The sequence below is a fragment of the Micromonospora sp. NPDC053740 genome (genome assembly GCF_040677775.1).
In the GTDB taxonomy this organism is placed as follows: Bacteria; Actinomycetota; Actinomycetes; order Mycobacteriales; family Micromonosporaceae; genus Micromonospora; species Micromonospora alfalfae.
The window spans coordinates 24,335-38,935 of sequence record NZ_JBFASO010000006.1 but is presented as its reverse complement, the minus strand read 5'-3'; the positions used below and the strand labels follow the sequence as shown (position 1 = coordinate 38,935).

At 69.1% G+C, this 14,601-nt stretch carries 10 protein-coding genes; 1 reads left to right on the top strand and 9 read right to left on the bottom strand.

Translation table 11 applies throughout. From position 1 onward, the window contains the following. Positions 1–271 precede the first annotated feature (271 nt). The 4 genes from AB0K35_RS17350 to AB0K35_RS17335 form a co-directional block, all read right to left on the bottom strand. A complete protein-coding gene (locus tag AB0K35_RS17350; protein ID WP_363886199.1) occupies positions 272–1,582 on the bottom strand; it encodes a hypothetical protein in 1,311 nt (436 codons plus the stop codon). A gap of 14 nt (positions 1,583–1,596) precedes the next feature. Beyond that, a complete protein-coding gene (locus AB0K35_RS17345; RefSeq protein ID WP_363886196.1) occupies positions 1,597–3,123 on the bottom strand; it encodes an alkaline phosphatase D family protein in 1,527 nt (508 codons plus the stop codon). Positions 3,124–3,244: 121 nt separating this feature from the next. Continuing rightward, positions 3,245–4,228 carry a hypothetical protein gene (locus tag AB0K35_RS17340; protein ID WP_363886194.1) on the bottom strand — a complete coding sequence of 328 codons (984 nt, stop codon included), beginning with the start codon at positions 4,226–4,228 and terminating at the stop codon, positions 3,245–3,247. After that, positions 4,225–5,412: an MFS transporter gene (locus AB0K35_RS17335; protein ID WP_363886191.1), complete on the bottom strand. Its 1,188-nt coding sequence runs from the start codon at positions 5,410–5,412 to the stop codon at positions 4,225–4,227. Before AB0K35_RS17335 ends, AB0K35_RS17340 begins: the two co-directional genes overlap by 4 nt. Before the next feature lie 220 nt (positions 5,413–5,632). On the opposite strand from AB0K35_RS17335, the gene AB0K35_RS17330 reads away from it, so the two are divergent. Beyond that, positions 5,633–7,012, top strand: a complete 1,380-nt coding sequence (locus AB0K35_RS17330; protein ID WP_238669245.1) for a DNRLRE domain-containing protein — start codon at positions 5,633–5,635, stop codon at positions 7,010–7,012. Between the two features lie 57 nt (positions 7,013–7,069). Here AB0K35_RS17330 and mmsB read toward each other — a convergent pair whose 3' ends face one another. The 5 genes from mmsB to AB0K35_RS17305 all read right to left on the bottom strand — a co-directional run bounded on the left by mmsB (position 7,070) and on the right by AB0K35_RS17305 (position 14,357). After that, positions 7,070–8,320 (bottom strand): multiple monosaccharide ABC transporter permease, encoded by a 1,251-nt coding sequence (gene mmsB, locus AB0K35_RS17325; RefSeq protein ID WP_238669244.1) that lies wholly within the window; start codon positions 8,318–8,320, stop codon positions 7,070–7,072. Next, positions 8,317–9,855: a multiple monosaccharide ABC transporter ATP-binding protein gene (mmsA, locus tag AB0K35_RS17320; RefSeq protein ID WP_238669243.1), complete on the bottom strand. Its 1,539-nt coding sequence runs from the start codon at positions 9,853–9,855 to the stop codon at positions 8,317–8,319. Before mmsA ends, mmsB begins: the two co-directional genes overlap by 4 nt. An 83-nt stretch (positions 9,856–9,938) precedes the next feature. Continuing rightward, on the bottom strand, positions 9,939–11,081 hold the full coding sequence (gene chvE / locus AB0K35_RS17315; RefSeq protein ID WP_112624825.1) for a multiple monosaccharide ABC transporter substrate-binding protein: 1,143 nt from the start codon (positions 11,079–11,081) through the stop codon (positions 9,939–9,941). A gap of 312 nt (positions 11,082–11,393) precedes the next feature. Then, positions 11,394–13,049, bottom strand: a complete 1,656-nt coding sequence (locus AB0K35_RS17310; RefSeq protein ID WP_238669242.1) for a glycoside hydrolase family 27 protein — start codon at positions 13,047–13,049, stop codon at positions 11,394–11,396. A gap of 321 nt (positions 13,050–13,370) precedes the next feature. After that, complete coding sequence (locus tag AB0K35_RS17305; protein ID WP_210781556.1) at positions 13,371–14,357, bottom strand: LacI family DNA-binding transcriptional regulator; 987 nt, start codon at positions 14,355–14,357, stop codon at positions 13,371–13,373. Positions 14,358–14,601: the final 244 nt, after the last annotated feature.

Below are 14,601 nucleotides of genomic sequence, written 5' to 3'. Positions count from 1 at the left end.
GCTGGCGGGATTGAGCAGGGGCTACCGGCCAACAAAAGAGATGGGCGTAAATATTGAAGCTGATTGTTGTGTAGTAAACCATCAAAGTCAACGCACCCATCGAAGGTTTCCTACATCAACCCGCAGTGTCGCCGGCAGACCCTGCGCCTCGCCGCGACCGTGTGCCTGTGGTGGCTCTACTTCGTGCGATCGACACGGTTTTGCGGAAGTCGCGGTGTCCCACTACCGGGGACACCGCGACTTCACCGAACCCGAGTGGATCACGCCCGGCTCAGTGGGTCGGGGTGCCCCGTGCCTTCAGGCGGCGCAGCTCGTCGGCGGACATCAGCCAGGTGGAGTTCGTCGTCCCCAGGCCGAGGAGCACCTGGTCGAAGGAGTTGCCGTCGTTGTCGTCGGTGTAGCAACCGCTCACCTCACCCCAGGGCGACGCGGCGACCGCGAAGTGCTCCTGGCGACCGGTAGTGGTCTGGCTCAGCGCCTGAGCCGCCAGCCGGCCGGTGGACGTGCCGTCCGGGTTGAGGCCGCGCGCCCAGACGTCCGGGTTGGTGCCGGACACCGTCCAGCCGACCACGACGTTGTCCTGGTCGTCGATGCCGACAGCGGGAGCGACGGCACCGGTGCCGGTGGAGACCGGCACCTCAGCGTGCCGGGCCGTACCCGTCGCGGTGAACGATCGAGCCCAGACACCACGGGTGCCGAGATGGTCGGATTCCCACCCGACGGTGAAGTCACCGGCGAAGTTCGCCGCGACCGAGGCACGCTGCTGCTGCCCGCCGCTCTGGGCGTTGGCCGTCCGCCGCGACAGCGCCACGGCGCCGTTGGACCGGGCCAACCGGGTCAGCCCAATGTTGTACGAGCCGTTCGCGTCGGCGTCCTCGTCCCAGACCACCAGCGCCTCGCCGGAGGCGGACACCGCCACGTCGGGACGGTGGTGCGTGCCCGTCGTCTGTGAGGCGGTCACCTCGTACGCCTTGGTGGTGGCCGCGGTGAAGCCGGCGGCCTTGACGGTGGCCGGAGCGGTTCCCTGCACGTCCTCCCAGACCACGGTGAAGGCGACGGCGGCGGTGGTGGGCGAGCCGTCCGGGTCGACGCCGACCTTCGGCCAGATCTGCTGCCCGGCGTCGCTGGCGTTGGCCTGTCCCGAGCCGAGCACCGCGCCGGTGGGTGACACCACCCGGTACTGGATGTTGTAGACGCCGTTGCCGTCGCCGTCGGCGGCCCAGACCACCACGGCGTTGCCCCGGTCGTCGAGCCCCACGTCGGGGCTGAGGTGTCGCCAGGTGGCTCCGCTGGTCCCCCCGGTGGAGAGCTTCAGCTCGTACGCGGGGGTGCCGTCGCGGAACAGCCGCAGGTAGATCTCGCTGTGGGTGTCGTCCTCCGGGGCGGCGCTGTCCCGGTCGTCCTCCCAGACCACGGCGACGTGACCGATGCGGTTCATGGCGATGGAGGGCAGGTCCTGGTCGCCGGTGGCGACGCTGTTCGCGGTGGTCCAGGTGACCGCCTCGGCGGTCATCGCGGTCGGGCCGGGAACCACGTTCGGGACCAGCAGGGACGCGGTGAGCAGTGCGGTGATCACGGTCATGGTGGCTCTCTCCCTTACCCGGCCTGCAGGCCGGGCTGGCCGTCGAGGATGACGAACGAGCGCACTGAGGACGCCGCCGCGCCGTGCTCGGTCACGGTGTTCACCGCGCGGAAGTCCGCGCGGACCTGGCTGCGGCTGATCGTGGTACGGACGTAGCCGCGCCGGTCCGAGTAGAACTTCAGGTGCGGGTTGGCCGCCGCGTTCGGGACCGTGGTGCTGCCGCTGCCGTTGCCGGTGGAACTGATCGAGGTGCAGACCAGTTCGGTGCCGATGGTGGCCGAGGACGGGTTGGCGTAGTCGGCCTTGAGATCGTTGGCCCACGACCGGTGCACGTCGCCGGTGAGCACCAGCGGGTTGCGCACCCCACGCTGCTGCCAGCCGGTCTGGATGCGGCTGCGGGAGGCCCGGTAGCCGTCCCACGCGTCCATGCTCGCCGCCCCGTTCGCGTCGAGCTGCTGGGCGAAGAAGACCTGCTGGCCGAGGATGTCCCAGGTGCCGTAGCGCTGGGCCAACCCGTCGAGCAGCCACGCCTCCTGGCTGGCGCCGGTCAGCGACCGGGAGGCCAGGTCCGCGTCGGCGCAGACCTTCCAGCCGTCCCCGCACGCCTGGTCGTCGCGGAACTGGCGGGTGTCGAGCATGTGGAAGGTGGCGAGCTGCCCCCACCGGACCCGTCGGTACAGCGGGATGCCGTTGCCGTTGGCGGCGGACGCGGGTCGCAGGGGCATGTTCTCGTAGTAGGCCCGGTACGCGGCGGTGCGCCGGGCGGTCCACTGGGCTGCTGTCAGCGTCGGGCTGCTGTCGTTGCGGACCATGTTGGCGTAGTTGTTCTCCACCTCGTGGTCGTCCGGCACCACCAGCCAGGGTGCCGCCGCGTGGGCCGCCTGCAGGTCCGGGTCGGACTTGTACAGCGCGTACCGGCGGCGGTAGTCGGCCAGCGACACGATCTCGGCGCCGAGGTGCTGTCGCACAGTGGAGCTGCCGACGCCGCCCTCGTAGATGTAGTCACCGAGGTGCAGGATCAGGCCGGGGTTGTCCTCGGCCATCCGCCGGTACGCGGTGTAGTAGCCGGCCTCGTAGTGGGCGCAGGAGGCGAAGGCCATCACCAGGTCGCGGCCGAAGGCGCTGGGCGCCGGGGCGGTCCGGGTCCGCCCGACCGGCGAAATCTGACCCTGGGCCCGGAACCGGTAGTAGTAGTCGGAGTCGGCGGCGAGCCCGCCCGCGATGGCGTGCACGGAGTGCGCGTCGGCGTACCGGGCGACCACCGAGCCGGAGGCGACCAGCGAGGTGAACCGGTCGGTCGCGGACACCTGCCACTCCACCGTCACGTCGGCGTTGGCCATGCCGCCCTGCCCGTCGGCGTTGAGCGGGGACGGTGCCAGCCGGGTCCAGAGGACCACGCTGTCGGGGGCCGGATCACCGGACGCCACACCGAGCTTGAAGGGGTACGGCACCGCGGCGCGGGCACCCTGACGGGGTGTCACCGCGACTCCGGCGGTGACGAGTCCACTGAGGACGAATATGCGACGGCTCAGCCTTGTCATGGTCAACAGCCTCGGGAACGTCGATGAACGGCGATGGCTGCGGGGAGGAATCCGACATGACGGAATGCTGTCCGCGCCAAGGCGTTCAGGTGTCCGGACCGCCGGGGCCGGGGACGGACCTTCAGGTGAGCGGGGACGGCGACTCCGCGCCGGGGATCACCAACGTCGGTGTGCCGGCCCCGTCCGCCCTGACGCTCCAGACGTCGGGCTGGCCGTCGTCCCGGCGCAGCGTGTAGGCCAGCTCGCCGTTGTCCAGCCACGCGGCCTGGTCATCGACGCTGCGCACCTCGGCGGTCGCGGTGACCCGCATGCTCGACAGGTCCAGAACCGACAGCCGCCAGCCCTTCGCCGGGTCGGCGTCGACCGCCTCCTTGAACGCGAGCCGGGTGCCGTCCGGTGACAGCGACGGGCACTCGACGTTCTCCTTCAGCGTCTCGACAGTACGAGCCGCGAGGTCACCCCGGACGAGGTACCTCTCACCACCGGTCGCCATCGTCGCGTAGAAGCGGTTGTCGTCGGCGGTGAAGGTGACACCCCAGTAGTTGACGTCCGCGTTGCGGTAGCCCCGGCCGTCCCGGGTGATGGCGAACTCTTCGAGCGAGGCAACAGTGGTGCCGGTGCGGGTGTCGAGGATCCCGGTGCGGGTGGAGAAGCCACTGGCGGTGTACGAGTCGCCACCGACGAACGTCGTCCAGGAGACCATCCGGCCGGAGGCCGAGACCCGGGCCCGGTTCGGCAGCCCTGGCACACTGACCGCCCGGGTCTGGCGCAGCATCGCGTCGAGCACGACAACCTGGTACGACCACGCGGTCTCCGGCTTCAGGCACACGCCGGTGCCGGCCGCCGCGTACACCCGGAGGCATTCCAGGCCGGCGACGGTGCGCGGCCCGCCGGGGTCGGTCGCGGCGACGGTGGAGACGTGCCGGTCGGTGATCGCCAGCAGGCGCGGCCCGGACGTCAGGGTGACTGCCTGCTCGCCGCCGGCGGATGGCGGTGTCCCGGGAGCCTCCGCGGCGGTGGCGGCGTAGCCGGCCGCCACCGCCCCCAACAGCACTGTCGAGGCGACCACCACGCCGAGCTTCGCTCGGGTCGACATCGCTGTCATCGGGGCACCTTCCGGGTGGTGAGTCGGGATGGGGTGGCCAGCAGGAACAGCGTGCCGACGAGGGCGCCCGCGACGGCCACGGCCGCCACGCGGATCGCGGTCTGGGGCCCCCACGCCTGCCAGGCCAGACCGAACAGCACCGACGAGACGAGGTACGCGAGCGCCTGCCCGGTCTGCACCAACGCGATCCCGGTGGTCCGCAGGCGCGCCGGCAGCACCGGACCGGCGAGCGCGATGAGCACGCCGTCGGTGGCCGCGTAGAAGGCGCCGTACAGCGTCAGCGCCAGGGCGATCAGTGGCCAACCGTCGACCGGGCCGGCCAGCAGCAGGTACGCCAGGCTGGTTCCCACCGCGAGCAGCGGAAACCAGCGCAGGCCGAGGTCCATTCGGCGTTGCAGCAGCAGGTAGACGAAGCCGTCGCCGATGGTGGCGAGGCCGAGCAGCGCGGCGGCCAGCACCAACCGCCGGGCCCGTCCGCGGCGCAGCAGCCCGAGCGCCTCGCGGACGGAGACCTTCGGGTCGTTGCTCCCCTCCGCCGCCTCGCCGGGCGGCTGCTCCCGGACGAAGAGCACCAGCACCACGACGGCCAGGGCCGCGATGCAGAAACTGGTGACGAAGACCGCGTCGTACGACTGCCCGACGACCAGCAGGACCGCGAACGCGGCGAGCGGCCCGAGGAACGCGCCGACGCTGTCCATCGCCCGGTGCACTCCGAACGCCCGACCCAGCGCCTCGGGTGGCGTGGAGAGCGTGATCAGCGCGTCGCGCGGCGCGCTCCGCACCCCCTTGCCGAGCCGGTCGACGGCGATGACGGCACCGATCGCCGGGATCGACCGACCGGCGAGCAGCAGGCCGAGCTTCGCGACCGCCGAAAGCGCGTACCCGACGCCGGCGATCAGCTTGCGCCGCCGGAACCGGTCGGCGGCGAAACCGCCGACGACCCGAAGCAGCGCGGTGGCGCCGGTGTGGACGCCGTCCAGCACACCGAAGGCCACCGGGCTGAGGTGCAGGCCCAGCACCAGATAGAGCGGCAGGACCGCGGCCACCATCTCGGCCGACACGTCGGTGATCAGACTGACAGTGCCGAGCGCTACGACGTTGCCGCTGACCATCGCGAGCCGGCGGCGTCGAGGCCCCGATCCCGGTTGGTCGGCGACCGGTCGGGAGACGGTCGACAGGTACACGAGCATCTCCTCTGATCGGCAGTCGACGGGCTGCCATCGTCCGTACTCAGTGCAGGGCGCACAACGGACCGCGAGTGGCGTCCGGGCGTGGGACGGGTGAACGAGCTCCCAACAGTGAGGTGTTCGCCTGCCGGGACGTGGTGTTCATCCGGCCGTCGCCTCCCGGCTCATCGACCTTCCTACATTCCTTGCGCTCTTCCCACGAGGTAAGGAGTCCTGGATGGACATTCGATTCCCCCGTCCGTCGGTGACGCTGGGGGTGGTCACGGTGATCGTCGCCGCGACCGCCGCCGTCGTCGTGACAAGCGCCGGCGCGGCGTCGGCGGCCAGCGTGACCTTCACGCCCGTCGCCGACACCTACGTCCAGAGCGACGCGGCCACCACCAACTACGGCACGTCAACGCAGGTCGTCGTCGACAACTCGCCAGTGCGGCGCTCGTTCCTGCGCTTCACTGTGAGCGGTGTCAGCGGCACTGTGACCGGCGCCAAGCTGCGACTGCGCACGATCAGCGGCAACAGCGGCAGCGACGCCGGTGGCACGTTCCGCCGGATGTCCAACACGACCTGGTCGGAGACCGGCACCACCTGGAACAACCAGCCGACCATCGACGGGGCCACGCTCGGCACGATCGGCGCGGTCAGCGGCAACACCTGGTACGAGGTCGACGTCACGGCCGCGGTCACCGGCAACGGCACGTACAGCTTCGGTGCCACCTCGACCAGCGGCGACGGCGCCTACTACGACACCCGCGAGAGTGGCGCCGACGCTCCGCAACTGGTGGTCACCACCGGGAGCACCACGACACCCCCGTCGGGCGACCCGGTGTTCGTCGGCGCCGGCGACATCGCCGACTCGGGCTCCGGCGACAGCGCCACGGCGACTCTGCTCGACAGCATCCCGGGAACGGTCTTCACCACCGGCGACAACGTCTACGACAGCGGGACGGCGTCGCAGTTCAACAACTACTACGAGCCCACCTGGGGTCGGCACAAGTCCCGCACCCGCCCGTCGCCGGGCAACCACGACTACAACACGTCGGGCGCGACCGGCTACTACAACTACTTCGGTACGTCGGCCGGCCCGAGCGGTCGCGGCTACTACTCGTTCGACCTCGGCAACTGGCACGTCGTGTCGCTGAACTCGAACATCAGCATGTCGGCCGGCTCGACGCAGGAGCAGTGGCTGCGCGGGGACCTGGCCGCGAGCAGCAAGCCGTGCACCATCGCGTACTGGCACCACCCGCTGTTCACGTCCAGCTCCAACCATGCCCCGTCGACGTCGACGCGCCCGCTGTACCAGGCCCTCTACGACTACAACGCCGACGTCGTGGTCTGGGGGCACAACCACGTCTACGAGCGGTTCGCCCCGATGAACCCGGCCGGTGGCGCCGACACCAGCCGTGGTCTGCGCAGCTTCGTCGCCGGGATGGGCGGCGCCGGCCACTACGGCTTCGGCACCATCCAGCCCAACAGCGAGGCGCGCAACAGCTCGGCGTGGGGCCTACTGAAGTTCACGCTGCACTCCAACAGCTATGACTGGCAGTTCGTGCCGGTGGCCGGCCAGACCTACACCGACAGCGGCACCACCACCTGCCACTGACGGACGCGTGCCCCCTGTCCGCGAGGCGGGCAGGGGGCACGGTCGAACCGTCAGTCGTCAGCGGGCCGTGCCGGCGCGACGCTTGTTGTAGACGTCGAAGGCGACCGCGACGAGCAGGACGAGACCCTTCACCACCGACTGGGTCGACTGGTCGATGCCCATCAGCTGCATGCCGTTGCTCATCACCGCCATGATCAGACCGCCGACCATCGCGCCCACCACGGTGCCCACGCCACCGGTTACCGCCGCGCCGCCGATGAAGGCCGCGGCGATCGCGTCCAGCTCGAACATGTTGCCGGCGGCGGGCTGAGCGCCATTCGACCGCGACGAGTAGATGACGCCGGCCACCGCCGCCAGGAAGCCCATGTTGACGAACATCCAGAAGTTGACGGTGCGGACCTTCACCCCGGACAGCGCCGCCGCCGACAGGTTGCCGCCGATCGCGTAGACCTGGCGACCGAAGACGGTACGCCGGGTGAGCAGGCCGTAGACCAGCACCAGGACCGCCAGGATGATCAGCACGATCGGCAGCCCTCGGGCGTGCGCCAACTGCCAGGCGAAGTACATGAGGACCGCGCCGACCAGCACGACCCGGGCGACGAAGAGCGGGAACGACTCGACGGGCTGCTGGTAGCGGATCCGCGCCACGCGGGTACGGAAGCCGCTGACCGCGTAGCCGGCCACGGCGATGGCGCCGATCAGCAACGTGAAGGCGTCGAAGCCCTGCCCGCCGAGCAGGCCGTTGAGGAAGCCCGCCGCGACCTGCTGGTACTCGGACGGGAACGGCGACAGCGAGATGTTGTCGAGCACCCGCAGGGTCAGACCCCGGAACAGCAGCATGCCGGCCAGGGTCACGATGAAGGCCGGAATGCCGGCGTACGCCACCCAGAACCCGTGCCACGCGCCGACCGCTACGCCGACGACCAGCGCGGCCAGGACGCCGATCCACCAGGGGTGCCCCTGCTGGATCACCAGGACGGCGGAGACCGCTCCGGTGAGCGCGACGACCGATCCGACCGACAGGTCGATGTGCCCGCCGATGATCAGGATGACCATCCCGATCGCGAGGACCAGGATGTACGAGTACTGGAGGACGATGTTGGTGATGTTGCCGGGGCTCAGCAACACCCCGTCGGTCAGGACCGCGAAGAGCGCGACGATGACGACCAGGGCGACGTAGATCCCGCTCTGCCGCAGGTTGTTCAACACCAGCGCCCGCAGGTCGCTCGTCCCGCTGTGCAGGGCGGCGGTGGGCGGGCTGTCCGGGGGCGTGGGGCGCTCCGTCGAAGGGGTCTTGATGCTGGTCATCCGACGAGCTCCTTGTCCTTGGTCATCAGCTCCATGAGGCTCTCCTGAGTCGCCTCGGCCACCGGCATCTCGCCGGTGATCCGGCCGGCGGCGAGGGTGTAGATGCGGTCGCACATTCCGAGCAGCTCCGGCAGCTCGGAGGAGATGACGATCACCGCCTTACCGGCGGCCACCAGCCGGTTGATGATCGTGTAGATCTCGTACTTGGCGCCGACGTCGATCCCGCGGGTGGGCTCGTCGAGGATCAGCACGTCCGGGTCGGTGAACAGCCACTTCGACAGCACGACCTTCTGCTGGTTGCCGCCGGAGAGCTTGCCGACCACCGCCATGACGCTCGGCGTCCGGATGTTCATCTCCTTGCGGCTCGACTCGGCAACCTTGATCTCCTCGTTGCCGTTCACCCAGCCCAGGCGGGACAGCCGGTCCAACGCGGCGGCGGACACGTTGCGCCGCACGTCGTCGATGAGGTTGAGGCCGTAGCGCTTGCGGTCCTCGGTGACGTACGCGATGCCGTTGTCGATCGCCTCGGCGACGGTGCGTGCCTGCACCTCCCGCCCGTGGACGAAGAGTCGGCCCCGGATGTCGCGCCCGTAGGACCGACCGAAGACGCTCATGGCCAGCTCGGTCCGTCCGGCCCCCATCAGGCCGGCGATGCCGACGACCTCACCGGCGCGTACGGACAGGCCGACGCCCTCCACGACCATCCGGTCCTGGACCGGGTGCCGCACCGTCCAGTCCTCGATGCGCAGGACCTCGTCACCGGGGGACGACTCGCGGTCGGGGTAGAAGCTGTCCAGGTCGCGCCCGACCATGCCCCGGATGATCCGCTGCTGGGTCACCTCGTCGGACCTCATGTCGAGGGTCTCCACCGCGCGCCCGTCGCGGATGACTGTGGTCGAGTCGGCGATGGCGGTGATCTCGTTGAGCTTGTGCGAGATCATGATGCAGGTGATGCCCTGCTCCTTGAGTGCCCGCAACAGGTCGAGCAGGTGCGCCGAGTCGATGTCGTTGAGCGCGGCCGTCGGCTCGTCCAGGATGAGCAGGCGCACCTTCTTCGACAGCGCCTTGGCGATCTCCACGAGCTGCTGCTTGCCGACGCCGAGCTGGATGACCGGGGTGACCGGGTTCTCGTGCAGCCCGACGGACGCCAGCAGCTTCGCCGCTTCGGCGTTGGCGAAGTTCCAGTCGATGAGCCCGCTGCGGCCGCGCCGCTCGTTGCCGAGGAAGATGTTCTCCGCGATCGACAGGTACGGCACCAGGGCGAGCTCCTGGTGGATGATGACGATGCCGTTGGCCTCGCTGTCGCGGATGCCACGGAACTGCATCGGCTTGCCGTCGAAGAGGATTTCGCCGTCGTACGAGCCGGACGGGTAGACGCCGGACAGCACCTTCATCAGGGTGGACTTGCCGGCGCCGTTCTCACCACAGATGGCGTGGATCTCCCCGCGGCGCACTGCGAGGGTGACGTCCTCCAGCGCGGTCACGCCGGGGAAGGTCTTGGTGATGCGACGCATCTCGAGGATGGTGTCGTCCATTGTCACTGTCCTCCGTCAGGTCTGGACGTGGTACGCGCCCAGGCGTCGGGCCCGGCGGGTGACCGCCGGGCCCGACGAGTGGCTTACTTCTTGGCCTGACCGGCGGCGACCTCGTCCGCGGTCCAGTAGCCGGAGTCGATCAGCGTCGCCTTGATGTCGTCCTTGTAGACGGTCGCGATCGGCAGCAGGTACGCCGGGACGACCTTGACGCCGTTGTTGTACGTCTGGGTGTCGTTGGCCTGCGGCTGCTTCTTCTGCAGGAACGCCTCGGCAGCGTTCACGGCCTGCTCGGCCAGCAGCCGGGTGTCCTTGAAGACAGTGGAGCTCTGCACGCCGTCGTTGATCAGCTTGATCGAGGCGATCTCCGCGTCCTGGCCGGTCACCACCGGGAGCTTCTTCGCGCCCTTGCCGTAACCGGCGTTCTGCAGGGCGGTGATGATGCCGCGGGAGATGCCGTCGTACGGCGAGAGCACCCCGTCGACCTTCGAGCCGTCGTTGTAGCTGGAGGTGAGCAGGTTCTCCATCCGCTTCTGCGCGGTCTCCTGCTGCCACCGCAGGATGGCTACCTGCTCGGGGGTGGTCTGCTTGGACTTGACGACCAGCGTGCCGTTCTCGATGAACGGCTTCAGCGTGTCCATCGCGCCGCCGAAGAAGTACTGGGTGTTGTTGTCATCCAGCGACCCGGCGAAGAGCTCGACGTTCAGCGGCCCCTTGGCCGTGCCCTTCGAGCCGTCCTTGTTCAGCAGGCCGAGACCGACGAGCAGCGCGGTGCCCTGGGCGACGCCAACCTTGTAGTTGTCGAAGCTGACGTAGAAGTCGACGTCCTTGCTGCCACGGATCAGCCGGTCGTAGGAGATGACCGGGATCTTCGCGGCCGCGGCGGCCTGCAGCTGGCTGCTGAGCGCGGTGCCGTCGATCGCCGCGAGGACCAGAACATCGGCACCCTGGGTGATCATCTGGTCGACCTGCTGCGACTGCGTGGGGATGTCGTCGCCGGCGTACTGGAGGTCGACCTTGTAGCCCTTGGCCTCCAGCTTCGACTTCACCGCGTTGCCGTCGGCGATCCACCGCTCCGAGGTCTGCGTCGGCATCGAGACGCCGATGGTCAGATCGCTCGGCTTCTCGTCGCCGGACTTCTCACCGCTGCCCGCACCCCCGCCGCTGCACGCCGCCAAACTCAGCGCGAGTGCCGCGCCGCCGAGAGCAACCAGGAATTTCCTGCCCACGGGCTTCTCCTCTCTGGACTCCCCCGCCGACTGCCGGGGCCAAGTATCATCTTTCGGGTAGTGTTAGCGCTCACATAGATTGCGTCAACACCAGATCCGAAATACCGGTGTCACGGTCTCGTAACGGAGCATCCAGGCGAGCGTAGCCATGTGGCCGATCTGTCGGAAGGGTAGGACGCGGCGACTCAGCGTGGTCGTCCGCAGCACTCTACAGACCGATGCCCGCGAACGACGTCTGTCGTCCGCGGGCACCGGCACTACCGTCGGATCAGGCGGGTCGCCGCGACCTCGACGGTCGGCGACCCCGGTCGGCTACCGCTGCGACCACCGCTGGTTCGCCGCCGCCGTGCAGGTCCAGAGGATCACCGTGGTGCCGTTGGCAGTGGCGTTGTTGTTGACGTCCAGGCAGAGCCCCGACTGCGCGTTGCTGATCGTGCCGTTGGCGTTGACCGTCCATTGCTGGTTGGTCCCGCCGTTGCAGTCCCAGATCTGCACCTTGGAGCCGGCAGCGGCGTTCATCGGCGCGTCCAGGCACTTGCCCAGGGCCTGCAGGGTCTGACCGCTGCTGGTCCAGCGCTGGTTGGCGGCGCCGTTGCAGTCCCAGATGACCGGTTGCGTGCCGTTGGTCGTGTTGCTGTTCGGCACGTCGAGACAGCGGCCGGAGGCGGCGCTGGCGTACGCGCTCGACGTGCTCGGCGGCGGCGTCGTCGGAGGAGTCGTTCCACCACCGCTGACCCGGTACACCACGGTGCCGTGCGCGGGGACGCTGGCGCTGATGGTCCCGCTGCTGGTGCTGGTGCCACCGGTCCACGCCTCCACCAGGTTGAACGACGAGCCGGACTTGCCGATGGCCGCGGCCGTGGTCGAGATCGTCGTCGTCGAGCCGCCCTGGTTGAGGAGGGCGACGGCGACGTCACCGTTGGCGAGCCGCTTGGCCAGCACCCGACGCGTGCCGTCGAACGACACCTGCGTCCCCTGCAACCCGAGCGAGTCCTGGTTGATCGCGATCAGGTTGGCGTTCTTGAGGATGGTCTGCGTCGCGGTGTTCATGTTCCGTACGTCGTTGCCGGCGATCAGCGGAGACGCCATGATCGCCCACATCGCGAAGTGGCTGCGCATCTCCGTGTCGTTCATGCCGCCGCGGCCGACCTCCATCATGTCGGGGTCGTTGAACCCACCCGGCCTCGCGTAGGACGCCAGCGGAACTGTCACGTTGATGATGTTCTGGATGCCCATCGGGTACCCGTTGCTCTGGCCGGTGTCCCACGCGTTGGTGATGTCCTCGGTGGTTCGCCACATGTTCGCCACGTCGCCCCAGTTGCGCTGCGGGCCGGTCTTGGAGTGGATGCTGTTGGAGTTGATGCTGTAGACGATCGGCCGGCCGGTGGCGGCCAACGCGTCACGCATCTTGGCGAAGGTGGTCACCTGGTCGTTGATGCTGCCCTCCGGCGAGCACCAGTCGTACTTGAGGAAGTCGACACCCCAGGCCGCGAACTGGCGCGCGTCCTGCACCTCGTGGCCACGGCTGCCCGTCGCGCCGGGGTAGGCGCCGAAGTACTGGGCGCAGGTCTTGTCGACAGGCACCTGGTACAGGCCGAACTTCAGGTTCCGGGCGTGCAGGTAGTCGCCGAGCGCCTTCATGCCGCTGGGGAACCGGCCGGGGTCGCCCTGGATGTTGCCGGAGCTGTCCCGGTTGGGGTTGAACCAGCAGTCGTCGACCACCACGTAGTTGTAGCCCAGGTCCCGCATGCCGCTGCTGACGATCGCGTCCGCCGTCTGCCGGATCAGCCCTTCGTTGATGTTGCAGCCGAACGAGTTCCACGAATTCCAACCCATGGGGGGAGTGCGCGCCACGCCGTTGTCCAGTGCCTGCGCCGTCGGAGCGCGAAGGCCGACCAGGGCACCGGCGAGCAGAATTCCGGCCGCCAGTGCGCTCCCCCAGCGACGACCTCGGGTATTGCGGTTCATCGAGCCTCCTTGTCGGTGACGCCCGCCCGTGATTACGATCTCTGGTCGGTACGCCGATAGTTGGACGCCATTTTTGTTAGCGTTAACAGAGACGCCCATCATGTTACGGCGACATTTCACGAGGTTCAATACCTTCACCGCGCCGTATCGCTTGCCATCGATTGGTGACGCTCAGCAACCCATCGAGTCGCGTCTTATCGGGTGAGGAAGCCAAAAATTGGCGCGTGCTGGCGCTTACGCGCACGCGCGTGCACCGCTGGGCCGGGACGGCAGCGGGACCACTACCCGCACCATGCGGGGCGACCTACGGTTGGTCGACAGTCAGTGGCGAGGTGGGGCGACGCTCTCGCGGGCGACCAGAGCGGGTGCGATGGTCTGCCGCAGCGCCCCACCGGTGCCCGACTCGATCTGGGACAGCAGCATCTGCAGGCTCGCTCGCGCCACCGCGTCGAAGTCCGGTCGGACGGTGGTCAGCGGCGGAATGAAGTACGCCGCCTCCGGTACGTCGTCGAAGCCGACCACGCTGATCTCGTGCGGCACCCGTCGACCGAACTCGTGCAGCGCCCGCAGCACGCCCAGCGCGAGATGGTCGTTGGCGGTGAAGACCGCTGTGACCTCCGGCATCCGCGCCAACATCTGCCCGCACCGGTAACCCGACGCCGCGGACCAGTCCCCCGGCATCGGCGGCGGCGGATCCAGCCCGGCGGCCAGCAACGCCTGCCGCCATCCGTCGATCCGCCCCACGCTGTCGAACCAGTCGGTCGGGCCGGAGACGTGCCAGACGGTGCGGTGTCCGGCGTCGAGCAGATGTTGCGTCGCCGCCCGGGCGCCCGCCACCTGGTCGACAGTCACCAGCGGCACCGGCCGGCTCGGGTCACCGTCGACGGTGACCAGCGGGACATCCTTGGGAAGGCGCTCCAGCGCCTCACCGGCCGACTCGACCGGGGCGATGACCACGATGCCGGCGACCCGGTGCGACAGGTGCCGCTCGACGGCCGCCGAGATGGAGCGGTGGTCAAGGTTTCGCACGCTGCCGACGCTGACCGCGAAGCCCTCTTCGGCGGCGGTCTGCTCCAGGGCGGCCAGCAGCGATGCCGGACCGTAGAGCGTCGTGTTCTGCGCGACCACACCGATGACCTGTGATCGACCGGTCACCAGGGCGCGTGCCGCGCCGTTGGGGCGGTAGCCGAGTTCGGCGATCGCCGCGCGTACCCGAAGTCGGGTCTGCTCACGGACGTTGGGGTGCCCGTTGAGCACCCGCGACACCGTCTGATGGGAGACACCGGCGAGACGGGCAACGTCCGTCATCGCGGGACCGTGGACGGCCATTTCACTCCCCCCGCTACATCGCCGGCCCGCAGCCCGTCGACGTCGACTGGAGCGGCCCGGCCCGATCCCCCTCGCTCAGTCACCACGCCGGTGCTGAATCCCAGGTGACCAGCGCTGGATCGCCGACAGTCTACGCCAGCAACGACCCCGAACACGGCACGCCTGTGTGGGGACCGCTCGACGCGCCGCAGCCGTACGAGGCGGTACCCGTCGGAAGTCCCCA